The sequence below is a fragment of the Marinomonas sp. ATLA20 genome, assembly GCF_057180105.1.
Genome location: NZ_JBXUKU010000017.1, coordinates 26,761 through 49,799, shown reverse-complemented (window position 1 = coordinate 49,799; position 23,039 = coordinate 26,761). Strand labels below are relative to the sequence as shown.

The following is a 23,039-nucleotide window of genomic DNA, read 5'->3' as shown; positions in this document are numbered from 1 at the left end:
GCTCGACAAGTTAATCTTGTTAGGTTAAATACTTCTTCTGCTTTTCTTAAATAAAGAGTGACCGAGTGCTGGATAATCATGAGTTGTTGAAAAAAGGGATTGTGATGACAATCGCATATGCGTTTGTTATGTCCCTTACGGCCTTAGCGGCTAAGCAGGCGCAAACCATGATTGCTGTATCAACTTTGGTTTTTTGGCAAAGCTTGTTTTGCGCCTTAATTTTGTTGCCGCAAATGCGTGGGCGTTGGCAAAAACGGCCGTTTTCAGTGTGGAAAATTCATTTTCTGCGCAGCTTTGGTGGTTTCATTGGCTTTCTTTGCTATTACTGGTCTTTGAATCATATCCCTTTAGTAGAAGCTTCTTTGCTTAGAACTTGTGCGCCATTGTGTGTTCCGTTAGTGGTGTTGATACTGCATAAAATTAGGATTCCTAAGGCTCGTTGGTTGCCGCTAATTATTGGTTTTATTGGTGTGGCATTTATTATTCAGCCTACGCCTGATCACTTAAATCCTTGGCATCTCGTGGGGTTCGCCTCTGCAGTCGGTTTGGCGTTGTCTATGGTGACGACAAGAATGCTGTCTCAACAAGTGTCAGGTCAAGAAACGTTATTTGTGTATTTTCTCGTATCGTCGATTTTGTCTATACCATTGATGTTGGTGCAAGGTGACTCTTTGATTTTACCCGCTTCGGTATGGCCTCTTGTTGCTGTTGTTACTGTGACTTTGTATGTCGGTATGTATCTTTATAATTTAGCTTATACCTACGCGCCAGCAAGTATTGTTTCGCCTGTTAGCTATATTGGTGTGGTGTTTAGTGGGTTTTGGGGCTGGGTTGTTTGGGAACATGTGCCTGATATATACGCCATTCTTGGAATGCTATTTATTTTTTCAAGCATTTTGATTAGTACTCGAATGGCGCGAAATAGAGGTTAAGCAGTTTGTCGTCGTTTTTTGTTTAGCTGTTTTTTATTAAGTATGGTAGCTACAAAAATACCTGAAAAAATCAGTGTAATACCGACATGGTGGAAGCCAAGTAATTGCTCACCTAAAAAAATCACCGATAGACCGATGCTGAATACGGGTAAAAGGTGGATGAAATGTCCAGCTGTCGCCGCGCCAAGTTTTTGTACGCCAGTATTCCAACATAAAAATGCTCCAATTGAAGCAAATACTCCCATGTAGACAATGGCTCCCCAATTGCTTGCTGTAAAATCAGTTATTTGGCTATGTCCAAATAGTAAAAATAGAGGGGCTTGAAACAGGGTACCTATCAGTGCAGTGCAAGCAAAGAAACCAATCAAAGACATCTCTTTTGGTCGTTTAACAATAAGTACGGAATAAATGGCCCAACTAATAGCGGCGGTAATAATCCATAAATCGCCCTGCGAAAAACTGAGATGTAAAAATGTATCCAAACTGCCGCGACTAACAATGGTAATGGCGCCTAATGTGGAAACAAATATACCTGTATTTTGCAGCCAAGATGTTTTGTTTCCCAGTAGCAGACGAGCAGTAATGAGTATCATCACTGGCATGATGGAATTGAGTAAAACCGCATTGGTAACGGTTGTAGTACTGAGTCCAATATATAGGAAAAGATTGTAATTACAGATGCCAAGCCAGCCAAATAGAACGAGTAAAGGCCAGTTTTTGGCAATGACTTTTCGTTCCCGCCACAGCTTTTTATACGCAAAAGGTAAGATGATCAGACAGGCAAGGCTCCAGCGTAAAAAAGAGACAGAAAATGGATCTATCCCGTCAGAGACCAATATACGTCCTAAAATATAGTTGCCAGACCAGAAGGAAATAGGCAGTAATAGATAGATAAAAGCGGGCATTTGTTATCCTATTTTTATTTTGATTGTCTGTTTCTTTTTGATGCGTTTTGGATGAATAAACCAATAAGAATGCAAGCTAAACCAATGATAGTTGAACGTAAAATGGGCTCGCCAGCAAATTGAGATAGCCAGATAATGGAAAGTAAAGGTGACAGAAAAATTAAGTTTGCCACTTGGCTCGCGTTATTGGTTAGCTTTAGTGCTTTGTTCCACAAGACAAAGCTTAGCCCCATTTCAAATAGGCCAATATAAATTGCGCCCCAAAGTCCTTCACTGTCCCAGTGACTTAGTTCACCTGTTAAGCCTGCGAATACAATGATTAAAGGGAGAGCAAAGGCAAAATTTAGTGTTAAGCCAATAAGACTAGGGCGTTTATCTTTTGTGTTTAGTAACCAGTAAAGCGCCCAGATAATGGTGCTTAAAAGGGCAAAAGCAACACCGGTAATGTTTGAGAACTCTAGTGAGGCTATTTGGCCACGAGTGGAAATATAAAGTACCCCAAAGTAGCAAGCGGCAGCAGCAATATAGTCCGCACTTTTTAGGCGTTGTTTAAGAATGGGAACGGCCATAAAGCTAAGCATGATAGCCCAAGTGTAATTAATGGCTTGCGCTTCTTGTGCAGGAAGTGTGTTGTAAGCTTGCAGCAATATCAAATAATAAAGGAATGGGTTAATTGCACCAAAAAACAAAGACGATTTCCATGATTGCTTAGCAAAACCAATAAGTTGTTTTGCTTCACCTTTTATAGTGATTAAGGATACTAAAAAAATCAAGGAGATGATGTTTGCAACAAGTAGCAATTGTGTTGGTGAAAAGTGCCTTAGTGATATGGAAAAGGCAGTAGCGACCGTTGACCAAAGCATGACAGCCCCAAGTCCAAAAAAAATGGCCTGAGTATTATTCGATAGTTTGTTCATGTATCGATTCCGAAAGCGCTAAATATGTCAGTTTATCTTTGGTGGGGACGCATATTCCAATTAAAAAGAATAAGTAAGGCCAGCTAATAAGGATGTTATCGTATTGTCCTCTACAATTGGGCTTTGTAAAATTTTATCGTCGTATCTTGAGTGGCTGATTCCAATAATAAAAGTGGCATTACGAGACAGAGGGTAAATACCTCTTAAGCCATACTTAACCTCAGAAACAGATCCAGTGTTGTAGGCGGCAATAGCGCCACTGGTTAGTGTAGATTCAGCTTGAGTGGTTCCAAATAGGTGGTTACTCATTTTGCCGTCCATATATTGATAAGAAATAGATGGAATTATCTTCCAAGCACCGACAGGAACAGGGAAGCCGGCGGAAATTTGTGCGTAGTATCCATCGTGTGCGCCGCTGATATCTTGTGCGATTTTGGTCGATATTGGGCCAATTCTATAATTCGCAAACATCATTACGCTGTCATCTCTATCATCAAGCATACTGATATTTATGTCTTCTGAATTGTCAGGGTCAAATTTAGCGCGTTCATAAGATAAGCCAACAGAAAAATTTTGTAGTGAGCGTTGTGGAAAAAAGCGATAGCCAATTTCAGGTAAACGTAGAAAAAAGTGCTCACCTTCATAGGCAATGTTTGGTAGGACAGTGGATTTTGAATCTGTATCTTTGTAAACAGTTTCTGATATGACTCCCATGACCCCTAAACGTGCTTCGGCTTGAGCGATAAATGGGGTAAAAAGAGCAAGTATTAGAAATATTGTTTTCATGATGTCCATATCTTCTGTTGAGTAAATTTAGATAGTTGGCCATTGATTCTATGGGCTTCTATGAAAACTGTAAAATGGTTTATCAAATAGCGACTTTTCATTTGTGTAGTTAGTTCTCTAATGAATTAGGTGGTTGTTTTTTCAATGAGGTGTGTATTTCGTTTACTTATTGTTCACTAGTGCTATATAATGCGCGTCCCTGTAAATCAATACTCCTTGTCTCACAGCTTTTTAACAGGGGAAGCGTGGAGACTAAGAACCCATAAGGAGAGCTTAAATGCGTCATTATGAAATCGTCTTTCTGGTTCACCCAGATCAAAGCGAGCAAGTACCAGCAATGGTCGAGCGTTACACTAACCTAATCACTGAAGATGGTGGTCAAGTTCACCGTCTAGAAGATTGGGGCCGTCGTCAACTAGCTTACCCAATTAACAAAATTCACAAAGCACACTATGTTCTTATGAACATCGAGTGTTCTGACAGTGTTTTGTCTGAATTAAACGACACTTTCCGCTACAACGATGCCATCATCCGTAACTTGGTGATTCGTCGTAAAGAAGCGGTAACTGACGTATCTCCTATTAAAGCTTCTGAAGGTCGTGAAGATCGTCGTTCTGCTCCTCAACGTGAAGAGCGTAATAACGACAATTCTGACGAAGTATCTGAAGAATCTGAAGATTAATCTATTTTTATTAGGAGACACTCATGGCTCGTTTTTTCCGTCGTCGTAAGTTCTGCCGTTTCACTGCAGAAGGCGTTAAAGAGATCGATTACAAAGATCTAGACACACTGAAAGGTTATATAACTGAAACTGGTAAAATCGTACCTAGCCGTATTACTGGCACTAAGGCTCGTTACCAGCGTCAGCTAGCGACTGCAATCAAACGCGCTCGCTACATTGCTATTCTTCCTTACACTGACAGCCACTTTAATTAATAGGCTGAAAGAAGCGCTTTTATGAGTGGTTTAGCTAAATGGGTTATGAAAAAACGCTTAAATGCCATTATTGGTGTGATGGTGTTTGGTCTAATCCCTATGATGTTTTGGCTAGCCGCTGCAATCTTAGGGTTGGTGGTGCTTCGTCAAGGTGTAAAAGAAGGAATACCTGTATTAGCTTGGGGTTGTCTACCAGCACTTGTGCTGTGGATGTACCAAGGAGATGCAACGGCACTTATGGTGTTAGTTGATGTGATGTTGTTGAGCTATTTGCTTAGATCAACAATGTCATGGAGTTGGGTTCTATTAGTCGGCAGCTTTTTGGCGGTTATTAGTACTCTGCTTCAGCCTCTTTTGATGGCGGATGTTCTGAATCTAGCAGTAACCTTGGTTCGGAGTGTTTTGACAAAAGAAGGTGTTGAAGTTCCTGATAGAAATTTAATTTTTAACCAGGCGGTGATGGCTATATCCATCTTCCAAGTGGTCATTGCTATTATCTCTTTGTTTTTGGCAAGGAAGTGGCAAGCAGGGCTCTATAATCCAGGCGGATTACGTGCTGAGTTTCATCAGTTAAGATTGCCAGTAGTGTTTAGTTTGATATTGGGTGGAATGATCCTAATTGGCGAAAGCTTAGGTGGATCATTTAGTATTTTGTCCCAAGCCGCTATACCTGCTTTGGTATTGCCGGGGCTCGCTCTAGTGCATGGTGTTTTAGCAAAAAAAGAAATTGGGATTGTTGGACTGATCGCATTTTATCTTGTAGGTTTTTTTGTTCTGAATGTGTATTTTGCAAATATTCTCGTTGCACTTTGTGTGATTGATAGTTTTGTAGATATTCGTTCTAGAATACAAGGTAAGGCGTCCAACTCAAGTGATAGCTAATGATTAATTAGAGGTGATCGAGATGGAAGTTATTCTACTCGACAAAGTAAACAAGCTAGGCGGTATTGGTGACGTTGCAGTTGTTAAACCAGGCTATGCTCGTAACTTTTTGATTCCGAACAAAAAAGCTGTAATGGCTACTAAAGCTAACTTGGCTAGCTTTGAAGAGCGTCGTGTTGAACTTGAAGCGCAAGCTGCAGAGCGTAAAGCGGCTGCTGAAACTCGTGCTCTAACACTAGAAGGCAAAACTTTCACTATCGCGGCAAACGCTGGTGATGAAGGTAAGCTTTTCGGTTCTATCGGTACTCGTGACATCGCTGACGCTATTTCTACGCAAGTAGCAGTAGAAAAAGCTGAAATCCGTCTTCCAGAAGGCGCGATTCGTCACACAGGTTCTTTCGAAGTAGACGTTCAGCTTCATTCTGAAGTTATTGTAACGGTTGTTTTAGAAGTAATCGCTGAGTAATTTGCTTAGGTAAATTGCTTAAGAAAGATGCGAGTCTTTCTTAAATAAGAGAAGGGTATCTTGCTTTGCAAGATGCCCTTTTTTTGTTGGCGTGATAAGCTAATCCTTCTCTATTTTTTCTGTTCTTGTATGGGTATTTTGCGTGCAACTAAATGATTCTGAAGTCGCTTCTATTAAATTACCACCGTATTCCATTGAGGCTGAGCGTTCAGTTGTTGGCGGGTTGATGTTGGATCCTCAAGCTTGGGAGAAGGTTTCCGAGCTTGTTATTGCTGATGATTTTTATCGTCCAGAGCATAAGGCGATTTTTACTGTAATCGCTCGTTTGGCCGATGAGTCAGAGCCTATTGACGTGGTGACTATTGGGGAGCGATTAGACAAGCGCGGAGACTTAGAATCAATTGGTGGAATGGCGTACTTAATTGAGGTCGCCGAGGCGACGCCTAGTGCGTCTAACATTGCTTCTTATGCTGATATTGTTCGCGAGCGTTCTATTTTGCGCCGCCTTATCTCTACAACAAATGATATTTCTGCTCGTGCCTTTCACCCTGAAGGGATGACGGCAGCGGAAGTGTTGGATGAGGCTGAGCGAAAAATCTTTCAAATCGCAGAAGGTGGTGAGAAAAAAGGTGGACCGCGAATTGCGGCAGACATTCTTAGTGCTACCGTGGATAAAATTGATGAGCTCTACCATCAAGATGGTGCCATTACAGGATTAAGTACTGGCTTTACCGATTTAGATGCGATGACCGCAGGGTTGCAGCCTTCTGATTTGATCATTGTTGCGGGTCGTCCTTCCATGGGTAAGACAACGTTTGCGATGAATCTGGTAGAAAATGCCGCCATGATCAGTGATAAACCCGTTATTGTATTCAGTTTGGAGATGCCTGCCGAGTCGCTGATGATGCGTATGTTGTCTTCTCTTGGGCGAATAGATCAGACGCGAATGCGTTCGGGGCAGTTGGTTCAAGAAGACTGGGATAAATTAATGTCTGCGGTGAAGATGTTAAAAGATCGCAAACTTTTTATTGATGATACCGGTGGTATTAGTCCGACCGAAATGCGTTCACGTGTGCGTCGTATTGCTCGTGAACATGGAGGTGTGGCCATGATCATGGTCGATTACCTTCAGTTGATGCAAATTCCTGGTTTTACCGAAGGTCGTACCAATGAAATCTCCGAAATTTCTCGATCGTTAAAGGCGATTGCCAAAGAAATGGAATGTCCTATGGTTGCTCTTTCTCAGCTCAACCGTAGTTTGGAGAACCGACCTAATAAGCGCCCAGTTAACTCGGATTTGCGTGAATCTGGGGCGATCGAGCAGGATGCCGATGTTATCTCCTTTGTTTACCGTGATGAGGTTTATCACGAAGATACGCCACATAAAGGTATTGCGGAAATTATTATTGGTAAGCAGCGTAATGGTCCAATTGGTACCTGTCGACTTGCATTTGTAGGTAAATACACTCGCTTTGAAGATTTGGCGCCGGATGCTTATCGAGACTTTGATGACGAGTAATATTTACTGATGTATTTTGTTTTCTATTTCAATTAGTAACAATCTAAAAGACATGATAAAAATAACTAATATAAAAATCGAGAGTTGTTTATGCGAAAAATGCCAGTAACAAATAAAGAAAATGATTTCCCTGAAAACTACGTTTTAGTTTCCAGTACGGATGTGAAAGGACGCATTACATTTGTAAATGATGTTTTTTGTGAAGTAGCTGGTTACCAGCGTGAAGCTTTAATTGGTGCACCTCATAACCTTATTCGTCACCCAGATGTGCCGTCTGCTGTTTTTGCCGATATGTGGGCTAATCTTAAGCAAGGTAAAAGCTGGATGGGGTTGGTGAAAAATCGATGTGAAAATGGCGATCACTACTGGGTGAGTGCTCATGTCAGCCCGTTGTTGGACGGCAGCAAGGTCATTGGTTATGAGTCAGTGCGTCGCAAAGCAACAAAAGATGAAATTCAGCATGCCCAGTCTATTTATGACCGTATTAATGCAGGTAAAGCTTTATTGCCAACAACGACAAAAGTATCTGCACATCTTAGCAATGCTTCTTGGCCAATAATGTCGTGTTTTATTTTATTAGCCGTTATCGGTCTGCTATCTAATGTGTTGGCTTTACAAATAGCAGCGCCTATTTTGGCTTTATTGGGCATGTGGTTGACATATTATCAGGCTCAGTCATTGAGTTCAGTGGTTTCTGGTTTGTCGTCAGAGGCACATAATCCAATAGGTCAGTATTTATATTGTAAAACCGTTGGCATTAAGGCTGCGATTAAGTTTGCTAAAATACATCAAGAGGCCGCAGGTAATACCTTCCGCTACCGTCTAAAAGAAGGTGCTCAGCAGCTTCGTCAAAGAGCGTCGGATGCTAAGGAAAGTGTCACAGCGAACTTGGCTAACTTTAATAAGCAGCGCAACACTTTTCAGGAAGTGGTTGCTGCTAGTTCTCAGTTATTGGGTAGTGTTACCCATGTTGCGGAACATGTTCATGTGGCGGTTGAAGCGACAGAGTCGGTTGGTGGCTTGTCTCGTGAGAGTCGTTTGTTGGCTCAGCAAACGGGTGAGACTATGCGTCAGGTTTATCAGGATATTTCTGAGGCCAAAAAAGTTGTCGCTATATTGGCAGAGCGCAGTGATAGTATTAACGAGGTGGTGAATTCTATTAGTGATATTGCAGAGCAAACTAACTTGCTTGCCTTGAACGCAGCGATTGAATCTGCTCGTGCGGGCGAGGCGGGACGAGGTTTTGCTGTGGTTGCGGATGAGGTTCGCGCACTGGCAATACGTACTCAGAATGCAACGCAAAACATCAATAGTATGACGGAAGAATTGAAGAAAAATACCCTAGATGTGACAAATACCATAGATAAAGGGACTGCTGTGGCGCAAGAGGGTGTTGATAGTGTGAATAAAGTTGCTCAAAAAATGAGCGATATAGAATCCGCTATAAAACAGGTTGTTGAAATGACAGCGCAAATTAATGTTTCTTCTGAAGAACAGGCAGGTGTGGCGAGAGATCTAAATGATAAGATGCACGATGTGGATCAATTGAGCGTTCATAGTATTGAGCGAGCAGAAAACATTGTCATCAATATTAGTCATATTGAAGAAGAAGCCTATGAGCAGGGAAACCTTGCTGAGCGAATGAAGCAGTAAAAAATAATGCGATTTTGAGAGTTGGATGTGATTTTAAAGGCCTTTGATAGTTATTTATCAAAGGCCTTTTTTGTATAAGCCATTTATTTATTTTGGTTTAGTGAGGGAGTTCGCTAGCGACGTGATAAATGGCTTTACCAAGAAGATTAATTTGCTCTTTACTGATTACGTAAGGTGGCATTAAGTAAATGAGCTTGCCGAAAGGTCGTATCCATACGCCTAGCTCAACGAATTTTGGCTGTATTTCGTGTAAGTTGACCGGATTTTTTAACTCGACAACGCCAATGCCACCCAGGCAGCGGATTTCTTTTACTTGTTCAAGTTGTTCACATGACCCTAGGGCTTCTTTCATCCAGGTTTCTAGTTGAGTGATTTTTTTTGGAATATTATATTCGCTTAATAGAGTGAGGCTCGCATTGGCTGCGGAGCAGGCAAGAGGGTTTCCCATGAAGGTTGGCCCGTGCATGAATACGCCGCCATTGTCGCTGATTCCCAATGCAACTTTGTCATTGGTTAGTGTGGCTGCCAGTGTCATGTAACCGCCTGTTAATGCTTTGCCTACGCACATGATATCTGGACAGATGTTGGTGTGATCTGTGGCGAACAACCTGCCCGTTCGACCAAAACCTGTAGCGATTTCATCGAAAATTAACAATATGTCGAACTCATCGCAGAGTGCGCGAATCTGATTCAAATACTCCGGATTATAAAAGCGCATGCCGCCAGCATTTTGCACAACGGGCTCGATAATAAAACCCGCTATACGTTCATGATTTTCATCAAACATGTTACGAATTTCGTTTAGATATTCGATTTTGATTGGTTCGCTCAAGCCAGTTGGTGGTGGTGATATGAAGAATTGTTTTGTTAGCGCGTCAGCGAATAAATTGTGCATGCCGTTTTCTGGGTCACATACTGACATAGCCGCGAATGTGTCGCCGTGGTAACCGCTTTTTGGCGTGACGAAAAACTGTTTGTCAGGTTCTCCTTGGGTGTTCCAGTATTGGATTGCCATTTTTAGAGCGACTTCAACGGATACCGAGCCAGAATCAGAAAAGAAAACACGTTGTAACTCAGTAGGAGTTATAGCGATCAATTTTTGAGCGAGTTCAATGGCAGGTTTGTGGGTTAGGCCGCCAAACATGACATGCGAGAATTGCGATAATTGCTCTTGAATTGCGGTATTCATGGTTGGATGATTGTAGCCATGAATAACGCTCCACCAAGAAGACATGCCGTCGATGAGAGTGCGTCCGTCGCTGAGGGTGATGTTACAGCCTGATGCTTTTTCGACAAGGAAATGCGGGCTGGGATTGCTCATTGATGTGTATGGATGCCACAGAAGTTGTTTGTCTAAATCTAGGTATTCTTGATCTGTTTTCATAACGTCACCATTGCTTTGTTGAGGGCATAGTAAACAAAGGTGTCTTCTGTGGCTAGGCTGATATCTTTTTCTATTATTAATTTTCTTTGTCCGGCGTTCGGGCGATAACCCAAACATCCACTCGTTCTGCCCCTGCTTTTAATAACAGTTTGGTGCAATTTTCTATAGTGCTTCCTGTGGTCATGACATCGTCAAAAATCGCGACATGTTTGGCGATAGTGCCATCAAGTTGATAGCTGCTTTGGGGGCTTTTGAGTCGTTCTTTTCGGCTTAATGAGTGTTGAGCTAGCGTGTTTTTAATTTTTTTGAGAGGATTTTTTTTAGGAAGAGTAGGGGGGGGTTTATCTAGACGTTCTTTGAGATCTTTGGTTAGTTGGGTGGTCATGGCTTTTGTTTGACAAAATCCGCGTTCCTTAATTCTGCTTGGATGGCTTGGTACATAGAGTAATTGCTCTGGCCAGTGATCAGTTGAATAGGACTCAATGAGGTGCTCGCTCAATAGGTGAGTGAGTGGTCGTATGTAATGAATGCCTTGATTGAATTTAATGCTGTGAATGAGTGTTTTAATGATGCCTTCGAATCGATAAGGAGCGACGCATATGTGATAAGCGGGTCGGCTGGTTTGGCAGTTTCCGCATAAAATATCTGCACTGTGGGTTGGGCGTTTGCAGTGCTGGCAATGGTTTAGATTGGCTGGAAAGCCTTCATTGCAGGAATTGCAGAGCGTGCTTTGTGCTCTTGCATTGCAGATATAGCACTGGTTTGAAAATATACCATTGTAAACCTGTGTTATTTTTGTGGTTGACAGTTTTTTCCAGTCCATTAGTATTACTCCATTATTTTTTTCTGGATCGAGGATACTATGTCTTTAAGTGCGTCTACAAATGCGTCTGTAGCGAATATATCGTCTGCTAATACCTTGAGCGCACCGCGCTTTGACTGGACTCATGCGGAAATAAAAGCCCTGTTTGATTTGCCTTTTATGGATTTGATGTTTCGTGCTCAGACAGTCCATAGAGAGAACTTTGCACCAAATGAAGTGCAAGTAAGTACGCTTTTATCGATCAAAACTGGTGCTTGCCCAGAAGACTGTAAATACTGCCCACAGAGTGGTCATTACAATACAGAGCTAGAAAAAGAGAAATTGATGGAAGTGCAAAAGGTGCTAGAAGAAGCGGCCTTGGCAAAAGAAAAAGGCGCTAGCCGTTTTTGCATGGGCGCAGCGTGGAAGCATCCTTCCGAGAAAGATTTTCCCTACGTTCTAGAGATGATCAAAGGTGTTAAGTCGTTAGGGTTAGAGTCCTGTGTCACACTTGGGACGCTAAACGATGAGCAAGCGCAGCGATTGTCTGATGTTGGGCTGGATTATTACAACCACAACCTAGACACCTCTGCGGAGTTTTACGACAGCATCATTACGACTCGAACATATCAGGATCGTTTAGATACCCTTTCTCGCGTGCGTGACTCCGGTATTAAACTTTGCTGTGGTGGCATAATGGGCATGGGGGAAGAGCAAAAAGACCGCGTAGGTTTGCTGCGTCAATTGTCTCTAATGACGCCACACCCAGAAAGTGTGCCGATTAATATGTTGGTGAAAGTAGAGGGAACGCCACTTGAAAATGTGGAAGATCTGGATACTTTTGAATTTATTCGCACTATTGCTGTGGCGCGTATCTTAATGCCTAAGTCTCATGTTCGTTTATCTGCTGGCCGCCAAGGCATGAATGAGCAAACGCAAGCCTTGTGTTTCATGGCGGGCGCTAACTCTATTTTCTATGGTGAAAAACTGCTGACTACGGGTAACCCTGAAGCCGATAAAGACATGGCGTTGTTTGCTAATTTGGGTATTAACCCTGAAAAACGTGAAGAGCATTCAGATGAGGTTGTGGCTGAAGCCATTGCAGCGCAGGCGGTTAAACAAGAAGAGTCTAAGTTGTTTTATGAAGCCAGCGTCTAAAACGCCGGATTGGGTATTGGCGGCGCTTGAAGAGCGCCACCAACAGAACTTAATGCGCCACACAATTACATTGGAAAGCCCGCAAGTTCCACATACTCAAATAGCTTCGCAAGATTACACCGCGTTTTGCTCGAACGATTACCTGGGGTTGGCTAATCATCCCTCGCTGATCAAAGCGATGAATGATACGGCTGACACCTATGGGGTGGGTGGTGGCTCGTCTCATTTGGTGTGTGGGCATTTAGCCCCCCATCAAGCGCTTGAAGAAGCCTTAGCTGACTGGCTAGGCTACGAGCGAGTGATGCTATTTAGTACAGGTTATATGGCGAACCTTGGTGTGATTTCTGCACTTGCAGATAAAAAACGCCCTGTTGTGCAGGATAAACTGAATCATGCCTCTTTGATTGATGGTGCTCTGTTAGCACAAGCGCCTTTACGCCGTTATTTGCATGGCGATGTAGCGAGTGCTCAGAAATTGCTTACTAGGTCTTCGGCGGCAGGGTTGTTGATTACCGATGGTGTTTTCAGTATGGATGGAGATATTGCTCCCTTGGCTGAGTTGTCCCAATTGGCTAATCAGCATGATTGGATGTTCATGGTCGATGATGCTCATGGATTGGGATGTCTGGGTGAGAATGGCAGGGGCTGCTTGTCTTTGGAAGGGCTAGATTCTGCGAGCTTGCCTATCTTAGTGGGTACATTTGGTAAGGCATTTGGCACCGCGGGTGCTTTTGTTGCGACCTCTCATGACTATGCAGATTATCTTACGCAGTTTGCACGTCCTTATGTTTATACCACGGCTATGTCACCGGCCGTTGCTGGCGCGACTTTGGCTTCGTTGCAGCTTATTCAGTCGGTAGAAGGTCAGGGAAGGCGTGAAAAGTTGGCTCGACATATTAGCTATTTCCGTCAAAGGGTGCAGTCATTGCCTGTTGAGCTAATGCCCTCAAATACCGCGATCCAGCCGATTGTGATTGGTGATAGCAAGACTGCGATTGCCATTAGCGAGCAATTAAAAACGCTTGGAATCTGGTGTACTGCGATTCGCCCACCTACTGTACCGGTAGGCAGCGCTCGTTTAAGAATTACCTTAAGTGCCGCCCACTCTGATGAAGATTTAATGTTATTATGCGACTCACTCGAAAAAGTTTTAACAGCAGAACTTTTAAGCGCAAAACGTTTAAATCCAATGTAATAGAGGGGTAGCATGCGAGCACGTATTGAAACAGAAGCTTTTGGGAACTTGTCTAATCAAGCGATTTTTATGGTCTCTGGTTGGGCGATGCCAAAAGAAGTGATGCGTTCTTTTGCTTTGCGCCTTAGTCAGCGTTTTTATGTTGTGATGGCGAACTTACCTAGCGTCTCTCTTGATGAGCAATGGATCTCTCGCTCCCGTATTGGGCCTAATTACGATATTGCAGCCTTGTCAGAACAGCTTATTGAAGTTGCACCAAAAGAAGCTTGGTGGATTGGTTGGTCGTTGGGTGGCATGGTGTCGGCTTACGTGGCGGCTCGTCGCTCTAGTTGTGTGCTTGGCTTGATTACCTTGTCGTCTTCACCAAGTTTTATTAAACGTGAAGGCTGGGAGGAAGCAATGTCTGTTGAGGATTTTGATGCCTTTGCTAGCTTGGTTGAGCAGTCGCCAGAAGAGGGGCTTAAGCGCTTTGTCATGTTACAGGTTAAGGGCACGGGCAATGAACGAGCTTTGGCTAAACAGTTACAAGCTTGTTTACCAGTCAAAACCTTGAGTCGTCCGGCTCTGATTGGTGGGTTAAGATTGCTTCGTTCTCTGGATGTGCGTCGCGAATGGTCGCTTTTGGATCTTCCTAATTTACATATATTGGGCGGCAAGGATGCGTTGGTTTCTAGTAAATCATTAGAGCAACAAACTGATGTAAATCCTTTGCAGCAATGTGTTGTACTGTCAAATTGTGCGCATCAGCCTTTTTTTGAAGATGAAGAGGCTTGTGTGCGTCATATAGAAAACTTTATCGATGCTAATAACTCCTGATATATCCGCGCTTAGCTATAAACGACAGCTTGCTAAGCGCTTTGATCGAGCTTCTCGAACCTATGATTCTTATGCTAACTTCCAGAAAATTGTCTTAGATCGTTTGTTGGCGATGCTGCCTTTAGATCAGGCTGATGTCGTACTAGATCTTGGGACGGGAACAGGGCAAGCATTAGGGGCTTTATCTGAACAACTCAATACCACTTGTAACATTGCGCTTGATTTGTCTCCGCAGATGCTAGCGGTGGCATGTGGGCGTTATTCTTTTTTGCCCAATACCTATTATGTTTGCGCCGATGCTGAAAGATTGCCTCTTCGGGATAAGCAGTGTGATTTGGTTTTCTCAAGCCTTGCAATTCAGTGGTGTCTTAATCCTTTAGATTTATTTAAAGAGCTTTATCGTGTCACCAAGCCAGGTGGTTATGTGGTTTTCTCGACCCTATCGCAAGGTTCTATGCCAGAGATTAGCCAAGCTTGGCTTGACCTAGATAATGAACAACATGTGCATGAGTATATGGCACCAGAGACACTTTGGGGTTGTATTAGAGAGTCTGGCTTGAACCTTTCTTCCTCTTTGTTATCTGATATCCCTATGTGGTTCGATACGCCAGAAAGCGCTATTTATTCATTGAAAAAAGTAGGGGCGAGTCTGATTGCCTCTGATGGCGAAAAGCCAATGTCACCAAGTAAGTGGAAAGCCTTCTTACATGAGTATGAAAAGCAGCGGAATGAGTTGGGTATTCCGTTAAGCTATCAGGTTTCATTTGTTGTGGCTCAACGACCTTTCAGTATTCAGGAGTAATGGGTGAAAAAACGTTTTTTTGTAACAGGTATTGATACCGATGCCGGTAAAACCTATGTCACTGTGGGGTTATTGAATGCTGCCAAACGCGCAGGATTGAGGTCAATTGGACTTAAACCGATTGCGGCGGGAGCAGATCGCATTGATGGTAACTTACGCAATGATGATGCTTTACTTATTCAGCAGGCAAGCAGTGTTAAATTAGCTTATGAGCAAGTGAATCCGGTTGTTTTAGAAGAAGCAATTGCACCTCATATTGCCGCGATGAAAGAAGGGCGTTTGGTAACGATTTCTCGGTTAGAAGGGTTTATAAAAGGGACATTACTTACTCCCCATGATATTGCGTTAGTGGAAGGGGCTGGTGGTTGGCGAGTACCTCTGAATGACAGGGAACTTTTATCAGGGTTGGCGAAATCACTAGGCTTTCCCGTTATTATGGTTGTTAACATGAAGCTAGGTTGTTTAAATCATGCGATATTAACGGCTGAAGCGATTGCTCGCGATGGCTTGACGATTGCTGGTTGGGTTGCCAATACTGGTGTTGAAGTTATGCCCTGTTATGAAGAAAATCTTGCAAGCCTTGCTAGTATGCTGTCTGCACCATTGCTAGGCGTGTTGCCTTGGTGTGAAAACGAGGTTGATTCGCAGCAGGTGTTTGATGAATTGTTGCTAGCGCTATAGGAGACCTTCGCACAACTGCTGTGCTTGCCAATACTTTGTTAAAAATAGACTCGAAATGCTTATTTATAGCCCATAAACTCCGCTTTCTCGTCTATTTTTGCCTCGTCTTAGCTTCGCTCGCGACTTTGTGCAAAGGTCTCCATGAGTTTTATGCGATGAAAAACAATGTAAATGCTTGAAAGTAAGCGGTAACTACGCATTATAATAGAGTCCAGATAAGAGCTGCTTATTTTTAAGGTTGAGGTGATGGTGTGAAAGCTTGGTTATGCGGTCTAGATGACGAAGAAATTTCGAGTGTTTCCAGCATTTTGACCTTTATTGGTATTGAGCATGGCACCTCGTTGACGGCCTTTCCTATGCCTGATTTTGTGGTGCTTGGTCGGTCTGTAAGGTCCTTTGAATTGGACGAGATGATTCCTGTTATCTCGCTTTGCGAGTCAATGGATGTGGTGGGAGATTATCATGTTTGGTTTTGCCCTCTCCCTTGGCGCTCTCAAATGCTCTCATCTGTGTTGAAAGAAATTAAGCAATTACACTCTTTTCCTCAGGCTTCTGGTGTGAATCTCAATTTACATGTTCGCCATCTAGAGGCTCTTCTTATTCGTCAAGCTTTGGTGTCTACTCAAGGAGTTGTGTCTAAAGCGGCACAAAACCTACAAATACAACGTACTACGCTTATTGAAAAAATGCGTCGCTATAATATTGATAAATCGGAGTTTTAGTGACAAAAGATGAAGAAATAGCGGAGCTAAAAACCGCGTTTAAAGCGTTTTCCGAATCTTCTGATGTATTGGCAAAGTCCTATGTGGATCTTCAGCAAGAAGTGGTTCGATTATATGAGCAACTAGAAAAATCTGAACAGGATAAGCGCCAAGAGCAGGACAAAAATCGTGTCTTGGTTTTGCAGTTTCAGCAGCTTTTTGAATCTATGCCTGTCGGTGTTTTATTGCTAAATGAAGAGGGTGTGGTTGTAATGGCTAATCCTGTTGCAGATCGCTTATTTAATTTGCCGTTAGTTGGTCAGTCGTGGGGAGCAATTGTCCCGCTGAGCTTTCGTCCGCAGGAAGACGATGGTCATGATGTTAGTATGGTTAGTGGCCGTCGCGTACGAGTAGAGACGGCTTCTCTTGGGAATGTACCTGGGCAGTTGGTCATTCTTGTGGATTTGACGGAAGCGTATTTGCTACAGAAAAAGCTGAATCATCATGAGCGGTTGTCTAATATGGGGAAAATGGTTGCCGCGTTAGCTCATCAAATTAGAACGCCTCTATCATCCGCGACACTGTATGCAGGCCATTTGCAAAAACCAGATTTGGCACCCGTTATGCGCCAAACGTTTGCAAATAAGCTGGTGGATCGACTGGCTAATATTGAAAAGCAAATTCGGGATATGTTGATTTTTTCCCGTAGCGAAATAAAGCTAGATGAAACGGTGAGTGTTGTGGCTTTTCTCAAGGAGTTAACGACTCATAGCGAAGAGATTTGTGATCAAAAAAATATGCAACTTGAGGCGTCAGGGCCCTCTTTTTTAACGACAGATTGTATTCAATGTAACAAAGAAACATTATTAGGGGCTTTATTAAACCTTTTGAATAATGCAGTGGATGCACAATCAGAAGGTGAGACAGTCCAGCTTAATTGGCGCAATCATGACGGCTATGTGACACTGACTGTTAAAGATCGTGGCGTGGGTATGTCTAAAGCACATTTAGAGCATGTCCAAGAAGGCTTTGTGACAACAAAACAACATGGAACTGGGTTGGGTTTAATGGTTGTTAAGGCCATTGCAAGAGCTCATCACGGGCAATTTGAAATAGACAGTATAGAGGGGGCTGGTACGACAGCCAGTTTGACGCTTCCTCTTGTAAGGGTATGACATGTCTGAAGTTAAGTTATTAATTGTAGAAGACGACAAAGGGCTGGCTGAGGCGTTAGAAGATACGCTGATGTTAGCAAGTTACCAGTGCAAAATAGTATATAGCGCTGAAGAGGCTGTGGTCGCATTGAAACATAGCTTATTTGACATGGTGGTATCTGATGTGAATCTGCCTGGTATGGATGGCTATGGCTTATTGCACCATGTTATTGATACATATCCAGAATTGCCTATTATGCTGATGACGGCTTACGGTGATATTGCTCATGCTGTAGAAGCAATGCGCGATGGCGCTGTTGATTATTTATTGAAGCCTTTTCAAGAAGAAGAGCTTCTCAACGCCATAGCAAAATACACGATAAAAGAGGCACCATCTGCCAACCCTCAGCCTATCGCAAAAGACCCATCCAGTATTGCTTTATTGGAGCTGGCAAAACGTGTTGCTGTTACGGATTCAACCGTCTTAATTTGTGGTGAAAGTGGTACAGGTAAAGAAGTGCTTGCCCACTATATTCATCAGAACTCCAGTCGACCTCATGCGCCTTTTATTGCCATTAACTGTGCTGCGATTCCTGAAAATATGCTTGAAGCCATTCTTTTTGGCTATGAAAAAGGGGCTTATACTGGTGCTGTGTCTTCTCAGGCGGGTAAGTTCGAGCAGGCTAATGGTGGAACTTTGTTGCTTGATGAGATTACTGAAATGGATGTTGGCTTGCAGGCCAAACTATTGAGGGTTCTGCAAGAGCAAGAGGTGGAGCGCCTTGGTGGCAAAAAGTCCATTCCTTTGGATGTGCGAATTATAGCAACAACTAACCGTGATCTTGCTGATTACGTTCGCGATGGTGGTTTTAGGGAAGATTTGTATTATCGTCTGAATGTTTTTCCGCTGCGTTGGCTGCCTATTCGTGAGAGAAAAGGTGATATCTTGCCTGTTGCACAGAGTTTGCTTGCAAAGCACGCTGCAAAAATGCGGATTACTGGCGCAGTATTAAAACCATCTGCACAAAGTAAGTTGGAATCGCACCCTTGGCCAGGTAATGTTCGTGAACTTGATAATGTCATTCAGCGAGCTTTGATTCTAAGTCCAAATGCGCAGATTAACGAGGATCATATCGCGTTTGATATGATGAGTTTGGCGCCTGTCGTTGTTGAAACCGTCGCTGATGAAGACAGTGCAGCTTCAATATTAGGTAAGGGGGTTCAGCAGCATGAATTTCGTATCATTGCGCAAGCATTGGTCGATGCAAACGGTAAACGTAAAGTTGTTGCAGATAAATTGGGTATCAGTCCTAGAACTTTACGCTATAAAATCGCTAAAATGCGAGAAAGTGGCATAGACGTTGATTGATTTTTGTATCTTGTTTTAATTAGCTTTATGCTAAGCTGTGTATTAGCGATATTTCGAATCGTACAAATGTGATTTTTTAGGTGAATAACATGATTTCTGGTCGACCAGACATTAATCAGGTGTTGTCCCAAATGAGGGACATGCGGTCGCAGGTTCAGGCGCCCAGCTCTCCTGTGTCTAATGTTGCCAAGGTGGGTGGTGAAAATGAAGGGACCCAGGCTGTAGAGCGTGCTGATTTTGCAGAAATGTTGAAAAACGCAGTTAATAATGTAAATGCTTTGCAGAAGGAATCTACACAATTAGCCCAATCTTATGAACGCGGTGACGAAGGGGTGGATTTGCCTCATGTTATGATTGGTCTACAAAAATCGAGTGTGTCATTCGAAGCAATGACTCAGGTGCGTAATAAACTTGTAGACGCGTATGAAAAAATCATGAATATGCCTATTTAGGCATAATAAACCGCTTGGCGCTTTTTAATGGATAATGTCCCTGCAGAACAATCGGAGCAAAAGCTCTATCTCGAGTTAGTTACCGGCTTTAATAAGCTGACGGTAATTCGTCAGCTTGCGTTAATGGTCGGTTTGGCGGCATCCATCGCAATTGGTTTGTCTGCTGTGTTATGGACGAATGGTCCCGATTATAAGCCTGTATTAAGCAGTATTACGGATTACAACGCGGATCAAATAGTCGAAATCCTCAGTGTTAATAATATCCCTTTTAAATTAGATGAAAATACAGGTGCCTTACTTGTCGAATCCGATTTTTATCATCAAGCTCGTCTTAAATTAGCTGGCTCTGGCATTGTTTCCGACAATATTGTTGGTATGGAGATAATGGATCAAGAGCAAGGTCTTGGCACCTCTCAATTTGTTGAAACGACTCGCTATAGAAGGGGGCTTGAGGGTGAGCTGAGCCGAACTATTACTAGTCTGCAAAGTATTAAAAGCGCAAGGGTGCACCTGGCTATACCAAAAGAGTCTGTTTTTGTTCGTGATACGCGAAAGCCTTCTGCCTCTGTTTTTTTGGAGCTTTACCCAGGGAGACGTCTTGATAAGAGTCAGGTAGAGGCGATTGTTAATTTAGTCGCTTCTAGTATATCTCAGTTGAGTGATAAAGATGTCACCGTGGTTGATCAGCGTGGTACTTTGCTTACAGAAAAAGACTCAGACTCAGAGTTGTCAGTCGCAGGTAAACAGTTTGACTACGCTCGTAAAGTTGAAGATGTATTGCTACAGCGAGTGAATAATATTCTCGGGCCTGTTATTGGGCAGGGGCGATTTAAAGCGGAAGTCTCCGCAGATGTAGATTTTACCGCCGTTGAAAAAACCAATGAACAATACAACCCTGATTTGTTGGCTTTGCGCAGTGAGCAGACTTTACGAGAGAATAAAGGCGCAGGTGCGAATACGAGTGGTATACCTGGCGCCTTGACAAACCAACCTCCTGGCGCTGTGACTATTCCAGAGGCAGTAGATGAAAACGGAGCTCCTATTGGTGGAAATACTGCGGCTAATAATGGTCAATCACGGGAAGAAACAACCCGTAATTTTGAACTTGATCGAAGCATTAGTTATACCAAGCGTCAACAAGGTATGGTGCGGCGCTTGTCTGTTGCTGTCGTTGTTGATGATTTAGTCAGCCTTAATCCAGACACGTCCGCAATTGTGCGTACTCCTTGGAGTGATGATGAGTTGGGGCGTTTAACTCTGTTAGTCCGTGATGCTGTTGGCTACGATCCGACTCGCGGAGACAGTGTGAGTGTGATTAATTCACCGTTTGCTTTGCCTGAACCTGAAGAGCCTGTTGTTGAATTGCCATTTTATCAGCAGACGTGGTTCTTGAATTTAATACAGCCAACATTGGTTGGTTTATTTGTTCTTATTCTATTGCTGGTGGTGGTTCGTCCAATTTTGAAAACCCTTAGTGATCAGAATAAAATTGCAGTTACAGAAGATACTGAGGCAGCAATATTCTCCGATGAAACGGATGAAATCTCAGATGATCAAGTGTCTCTTGTAAGTGCTGAAGATATATTAGTGCCTGGTTCACCTGAAAAAATTGACCGTCAATTGAATGCGATTCGCGGTTTGATTGCAGAAGAGCCAGAGCGTGTTGCTCAAGTCGTTAAACAGTGGGTAATGGAAAGCAAATGAGTGATGCAGGCCAAGGTACAGAATTAAGTTCCGTTCAAAAAGCAGCCGTCCTTTTGATGTCGCTTGGCGAGTCTGATGCCGCGCAAATTCTGAAGCATATGGGCCCGAAAGAGGTTCAGCGCATCGGTCAGACCATGGCGCAATTAGCTAACATTCAGCGTCATCAAGTAGAAAAAGTATTAGATGATTTCTTGGTGTTAGTTGGCGACCAAACAGGGTTAGGTCTTGGTGCTGATGGTTACATTCGGAACATGCTAAGAGAAGCGCTTGGTGAAGAAAAAGCGGGTAGCTTAATTGACCGCATCTTACTTGGTGGCAATACAACAGGGCTTGATACGCTTAAGTGGATGGAGTCTCGTGCTGTTGCTGATGTTATTCGTTACGAACATCCTCAAATTCAAGCCATTGTTATATCTTACTTAGATCCTGACCAGGCGGCAGACATTCTAGCTAACTTTGATGAGCGGGTGCGCTTAGATATTGTGTTGCGTGTTGCCGCACTAGAAACAGTTCAGCCCGCCGCGTTACAAGAATTGAATAATATTCTTGAACGTCAGTTTTCTGGTAATAATTCCACACAATCAACGACTATTGGCGGTATTCGTACGGCTGCCAATATTATGAACTTTATCGACAGCTCGGTGGAGTCGGAGTTGATGGAGTCTATTCGTGATGTAGATGAAGATTTGGCGAATACTATCCAAGATTTGATGTTTGTCTTTGATAACTTATTGGAGGTAGACGATCGTGGTATTCAAGTTATTTTGCGTGAAGTCGAGTCTGAAACCTTGATTCTTGCTCTGAAAGGCGCTGACCCAGATATGCAAGAAAAAGTCTTCAAGAATATGTCATCTCGTGCCGCAGACATGTTGAAAGATGATTTGGAGGCGAAAGGTCCAGTCCGTGTAAGTGAAGTAGAAGTCGCGCAAAAAGAAATTCTGGCCGTTGCCAGACGTCTTGCTGATAACGGAGAGATTGTTCTCGGTGGCGGCGGTGAGCAGATGGTTTAACTAGAGTATGTCCGATCAAAAACAGGAAAAAGAAGAAGGGAAGCTAACGGCTTATGAGCGCTGGGAACTGCCTCATTTAGAAAACAATAAGCCAAAAACGAATTCGGGCCCTGCGATTCTCGTACAGAAAAATGACGCTATAACAACGGAAGAAGTAGATGAAGACTCTTTAATTTATGAGCCGCTAACGGCTTCGCAATTAGAAGAGATTCGCTCTGCAGCTTATGATGAAGGCTTTATTCAAGGTGAAGAGGAAGGCCACAAAAAAGGTCATTCTGACGGCTTTGCTAAAGGTGAAGTGGATGGTTTTGAAAAAGGCCACGAAGAAGGCCGAGCTATCGGCTTTGAAGAAGGCCTGGCTCAGGCAAGAGCGGAAGCACAGGCTCATTTAGAGATAATTGAGACTTTATTGGCGAATGTTGTAAAAGAAATGACATCGCCTTTAGAGGAGAGTCGTGTTGCGGCAGAAAATATTCTGTATCAATCAATGACCAGAATGATTGAAAATGTTTGTCTTTCGAAAATGACTGAAGATGGACATCAAGTATTAAAAGAACAGCTCACTCGAGTATTTGATGAAATTGGCGAATACGAGGGAAGAGTTAGACTGCGGCTTAATCCTGCTGATGTGGTTATTTTGGACGAACTTGGCGTCAAAGATCGTTTAACCATACAGTTGGAAGAAGATGATTCGCTTATTAATGGTGGTTTTGTGATTGATTCAAAATCGTTTCATATAGATGGGCGGGTAGAGCAGCGACTAGAAACAGTATGTAATGAGCTCCGTCAACTCTCCCTTCCTGAGCAGGTTTAAC

Annotated in this window: 24 protein-coding genes; 19 read left to right on the top strand and 5 right to left on the bottom strand. The window is 43.0% G+C overall.

Going from position 1 to position 23,039, the window contains the following annotated elements:
- Positions 1 to 104 precede the first annotated feature (104 nt).
- Positions 105 to 932: a DMT family transporter gene (locus AC2A4J_RS19100; RefSeq protein ID WP_484177113.1), complete on the top strand. Its 828-nt coding sequence runs from the start codon at positions 105 to 107 to the stop codon at positions 930 to 932.
- Here AC2A4J_RS19100 and AC2A4J_RS19095 read toward each other — a convergent pair.
- From AC2A4J_RS19095 to AC2A4J_RS19085, 3 genes are read right to left on the bottom strand one after another with little or no spacing between them, the layout of a single operon-like run.
- On the bottom strand, positions 929 to 1,837 hold the full coding sequence (locus AC2A4J_RS19095) for a DMT family transporter (protein ID WP_484177112.1): 909 nt from the start codon (positions 1,835 to 1,837) through the stop codon (positions 929 to 931). The genes AC2A4J_RS19100 and AC2A4J_RS19095 overlap by 4 nt on opposite strands.
- A 14-nt stretch (positions 1,838 to 1,851) precedes the next feature.
- The gene (locus tag AC2A4J_RS19090) at positions 1,852 to 2,754 is read right to left on the bottom strand and encodes a DMT family transporter (RefSeq protein WP_255826048.1); all 903 of its coding nucleotides are present in this window, start codon (positions 2,752 to 2,754) and stop codon (positions 1,852 to 1,854) included.
- A 60-nt stretch (positions 2,755 to 2,814) separates the two neighbouring features.
- Complete coding sequence (locus AC2A4J_RS19085) at positions 2,815 to 3,540, bottom strand: MipA/OmpV family protein (RefSeq protein ID WP_484177111.1); 726 nt, start codon at positions 3,538 to 3,540, stop codon at positions 2,815 to 2,817.
- 277 nt (positions 3,541 to 3,817) lie between these two features.
- On the opposite strand from AC2A4J_RS19085, the gene rpsF reads away from it, so the two are divergent.
- From rpsF to AC2A4J_RS19055, 6 genes are all read left to right on the top strand, one after another.
- A complete protein-coding gene (gene rpsF / locus AC2A4J_RS19080; RefSeq protein ID WP_255826046.1) occupies positions 3,818 to 4,222 on the top strand; it encodes a 30S ribosomal protein S6 in 405 nt (134 codons plus the stop codon).
- 23 nt (positions 4,223 to 4,245) lie between these two features.
- On the top strand, positions 4,246 to 4,476 hold the full coding sequence (gene rpsR / locus AC2A4J_RS19075; protein ID WP_012071134.1) for a 30S ribosomal protein S18: 231 nt from the start codon (positions 4,246 to 4,248) through the stop codon (positions 4,474 to 4,476).
- A 21-nt stretch (positions 4,477 to 4,497) separates the two neighbouring features.
- Positions 4,498 to 5,358, top strand: coding sequence for a hypothetical protein (locus tag AC2A4J_RS19070; protein ID WP_484177110.1), 861 nt, complete (start codon positions 4,498 to 4,500; stop codon positions 5,356 to 5,358).
- A 22-nt stretch (positions 5,359 to 5,380) separates the two neighbouring features.
- Complete coding sequence (gene rplI / locus AC2A4J_RS19065; RefSeq protein ID WP_255826044.1) at positions 5,381 to 5,824, top strand: 50S ribosomal protein L9; 444 nt, start codon at positions 5,381 to 5,383, stop codon at positions 5,822 to 5,824.
- Between the two features lie 142 nt (positions 5,825 to 5,966).
- Positions 5,967 to 7,343 carry a replicative DNA helicase gene (gene dnaB, locus AC2A4J_RS19060; RefSeq protein WP_012071131.1) on the top strand — a complete coding sequence of 459 codons (1,377 nt, stop codon included), beginning with the start codon at positions 5,967 to 5,969 and terminating at the stop codon, positions 7,341 to 7,343.
- 90 nt (positions 7,344 to 7,433) lie between these two features.
- A complete protein-coding gene (locus tag AC2A4J_RS19055; protein WP_255826043.1) occupies positions 7,434 to 8,996 on the top strand; it encodes a methyl-accepting chemotaxis protein in 1,563 nt (520 codons plus the stop codon).
- Between the two features lie 97 nt (positions 8,997 to 9,093).
- On the opposite strand, the gene bioA is transcribed toward AC2A4J_RS19055, so the two are convergent.
- Both bioA and AC2A4J_RS19045 read right to left on the bottom strand, forming a co-directional pair.
- Positions 9,094 to 10,380, bottom strand: a complete 1,287-nt coding sequence (gene bioA, locus AC2A4J_RS19050) for an adenosylmethionine--8-amino-7-oxononanoate transaminase (protein WP_484177109.1) — start codon at positions 10,378 to 10,380, stop codon at positions 9,094 to 9,096.
- A 76-nt stretch (positions 10,381 to 10,456) separates the two neighbouring features.
- Positions 10,457 to 11,203: a ComF family protein gene (locus tag AC2A4J_RS19045; protein ID WP_484177108.1), complete on the bottom strand. Its 747-nt coding sequence runs from the start codon at positions 11,201 to 11,203 to the stop codon at positions 10,457 to 10,459.
- A 39-nt stretch (positions 11,204 to 11,242) separates the two neighbouring features.
- Between AC2A4J_RS19045 and bioB the strand changes: the two genes are divergently transcribed.
- The 12 genes from bioB to AC2A4J_RS18985 all read left to right on the top strand — a co-directional run bounded on the left by bioB (position 11,243) and on the right by AC2A4J_RS18985 (position 23,038).
- The gene (gene bioB, locus AC2A4J_RS19040; protein WP_484177107.1) at positions 11,243 to 12,340 is read left to right on the top strand and encodes a biotin synthase BioB; all 1,098 of its coding nucleotides are present in this window, start codon (positions 11,243 to 11,245) and stop codon (positions 12,338 to 12,340) included.
- Entirely contained in the window at positions 12,324 to 13,535 is a 1,212-nt protein-coding gene (gene bioF, locus AC2A4J_RS19035) for an 8-amino-7-oxononanoate synthase (protein ID WP_484177106.1), read from the top strand. Before bioB ends, bioF begins: the two co-directional genes overlap by 17 nt.
- Positions 13,536 to 13,547: 12 nt before the next feature.
- Entirely contained in the window at positions 13,548 to 14,351 is an 804-nt protein-coding gene (locus AC2A4J_RS19030; RefSeq protein ID WP_484177105.1) for an alpha/beta fold hydrolase, read from the top strand.
- Positions 14,335 to 15,153 carry a malonyl-ACP O-methyltransferase BioC gene (bioC, locus tag AC2A4J_RS19025; RefSeq protein ID WP_484177104.1) on the top strand — a complete coding sequence of 273 codons (819 nt, stop codon included), beginning with the start codon at positions 14,335 to 14,337 and terminating at the stop codon, positions 15,151 to 15,153. Before AC2A4J_RS19030 ends, bioC begins: the two co-directional genes overlap by 17 nt.
- Before the next feature lie 3 nt (positions 15,154 to 15,156).
- Positions 15,157 to 15,834, top strand: coding sequence for a dethiobiotin synthase (bioD, locus tag AC2A4J_RS19020; protein ID WP_484177103.1), 678 nt, complete (start codon positions 15,157 to 15,159; stop codon positions 15,832 to 15,834).
- A gap of 251 nt (positions 15,835 to 16,085) precedes the next feature.
- Positions 16,086 to 16,556, top strand: a complete 471-nt coding sequence (locus tag AC2A4J_RS19015; protein ID WP_484177102.1) for a helix-turn-helix domain-containing protein — start codon at positions 16,086 to 16,088, stop codon at positions 16,554 to 16,556.
- The gene (locus AC2A4J_RS19010) at positions 16,556 to 17,710 is read left to right on the top strand and encodes a sensor histidine kinase (RefSeq protein ID WP_484177101.1); all 1,155 of its coding nucleotides are present in this window, start codon (positions 16,556 to 16,558) and stop codon (positions 17,708 to 17,710) included. Before AC2A4J_RS19015 ends, AC2A4J_RS19010 begins: the two co-directional genes overlap by 1 nt.
- Before the next feature lies 1 nt (position 17,711).
- On the top strand, positions 17,712 to 19,058 hold the full coding sequence (locus AC2A4J_RS19005; protein WP_484177100.1) for a sigma-54-dependent transcriptional regulator: 1,347 nt from the start codon (positions 17,712 to 17,714) through the stop codon (positions 19,056 to 19,058).
- Between the two features lie 89 nt (positions 19,059 to 19,147).
- Complete coding sequence (fliE, locus tag AC2A4J_RS19000) at positions 19,148 to 19,510, top strand: flagellar hook-basal body complex protein FliE (protein WP_484177099.1); 363 nt, start codon at positions 19,148 to 19,150, stop codon at positions 19,508 to 19,510.
- A gap of 27 nt (positions 19,511 to 19,537) precedes the next feature.
- Positions 19,538 to 21,214, top strand: a complete 1,677-nt coding sequence (fliF, locus tag AC2A4J_RS18995; protein WP_484177098.1) for a flagellar basal-body MS-ring/collar protein FliF — start codon at positions 19,538 to 19,540, stop codon at positions 21,212 to 21,214.
- A complete protein-coding gene (fliG, locus tag AC2A4J_RS18990) occupies positions 21,211 to 22,224 on the top strand; it encodes a flagellar motor switch protein FliG (RefSeq protein ID WP_484177097.1) in 1,014 nt (337 codons plus the stop codon). The genes fliF and fliG overlap by 4 nt, the downstream gene beginning before the upstream one ends.
- Positions 22,225 to 22,231: 7 nt before the next feature.
- Entirely contained in the window at positions 22,232 to 23,038 is an 807-nt protein-coding gene (locus tag AC2A4J_RS18985) for a FliH/SctL family protein (RefSeq protein WP_255826029.1), read from the top strand.
- Position 23,039 lies beyond the last annotated feature (1 nt).

Coding starts and splice junctions, on each gene's coding strand:
- AC2A4J_RS19100 (WP_484177113.1), top strand. CDS start 105: ATGACAATCGCATATGCGTTTGTTATGTCCCTTACGGCCTTAGCGGCT.
- AC2A4J_RS19095 (WP_484177112.1), bottom strand. CDS start 1,837: ATGCCCGCTTTTATCTATCTATTACTGCCTATTTCCTTCTGGTCTGGC.
- AC2A4J_RS19090 (WP_255826048.1), bottom strand. CDS start 2,754: ATGAACAAACTATCGAATAATACTCAGGCCATTTTTTTTGGACTTGGG.
- AC2A4J_RS19085 (WP_484177111.1), bottom strand. CDS start 3,540: ATGAAAACAATATTTCTAATACTTGCTCTTTTTACCCCATTTATCGCT.
- rpsF (WP_255826046.1), top strand. CDS start 3,818: ATGCGTCATTATGAAATCGTCTTTCTGGTTCACCCAGATCAAAGCGAG.
- rpsR (WP_012071134.1), top strand. CDS start 4,246: ATGGCTCGTTTTTTCCGTCGTCGTAAGTTCTGCCGTTTCACTGCAGAA.
- AC2A4J_RS19070 (WP_484177110.1), top strand. CDS start 4,498: ATGAGTGGTTTAGCTAAATGGGTTATGAAAAAACGCTTAAATGCCATT.
- rplI (WP_255826044.1), top strand. CDS start 5,381: ATGGAAGTTATTCTACTCGACAAAGTAAACAAGCTAGGCGGTATTGGT.
- AC2A4J_RS19055 (WP_255826043.1), top strand. CDS start 7,434: ATGCGAAAAATGCCAGTAACAAATAAAGAAAATGATTTCCCTGAAAAC.
- bioA (WP_484177109.1), bottom strand. CDS start 10,380: ATGAAAACAGATCAAGAATACCTAGATTTAGACAAACAACTTCTGTGG.
- AC2A4J_RS19045 (WP_484177108.1), bottom strand. CDS start 11,203: ATGGACTGGAAAAAACTGTCAACCACAAAAATAACACAGGTTTACAAT.
- bioB (WP_484177107.1), top strand. CDS start 11,243: ATGTCTTTAAGTGCGTCTACAAATGCGTCTGTAGCGAATATATCGTCT.
- bioF (WP_484177106.1), top strand. CDS start 12,324: ATGAAGCCAGCGTCTAAAACGCCGGATTGGGTATTGGCGGCGCTTGAA.
- AC2A4J_RS19030 (WP_484177105.1), top strand. CDS start 13,548: ATGCGAGCACGTATTGAAACAGAAGCTTTTGGGAACTTGTCTAATCAA.
- bioC (WP_484177104.1), top strand. CDS start 14,335: ATGCTAATAACTCCTGATATATCCGCGCTTAGCTATAAACGACAGCTT.
- AC2A4J_RS19005 (WP_484177100.1), top strand. CDS start 17,712: ATGTCTGAAGTTAAGTTATTAATTGTAGAAGACGACAAAGGGCTGGCT.
- fliE (WP_484177099.1), top strand. CDS start 19,148: ATGATTTCTGGTCGACCAGACATTAATCAGGTGTTGTCCCAAATGAGG.
- fliF (WP_484177098.1), top strand. CDS start 19,538: ATGGATAATGTCCCTGCAGAACAATCGGAGCAAAAGCTCTATCTCGAG.
- fliG (WP_484177097.1), top strand. CDS start 21,211: ATGAGTGATGCAGGCCAAGGTACAGAATTAAGTTCCGTTCAAAAAGCA.
- AC2A4J_RS18985 (WP_255826029.1), top strand. CDS start 22,232: ATGTCCGATCAAAAACAGGAAAAAGAAGAAGGGAAGCTAACGGCTTAT.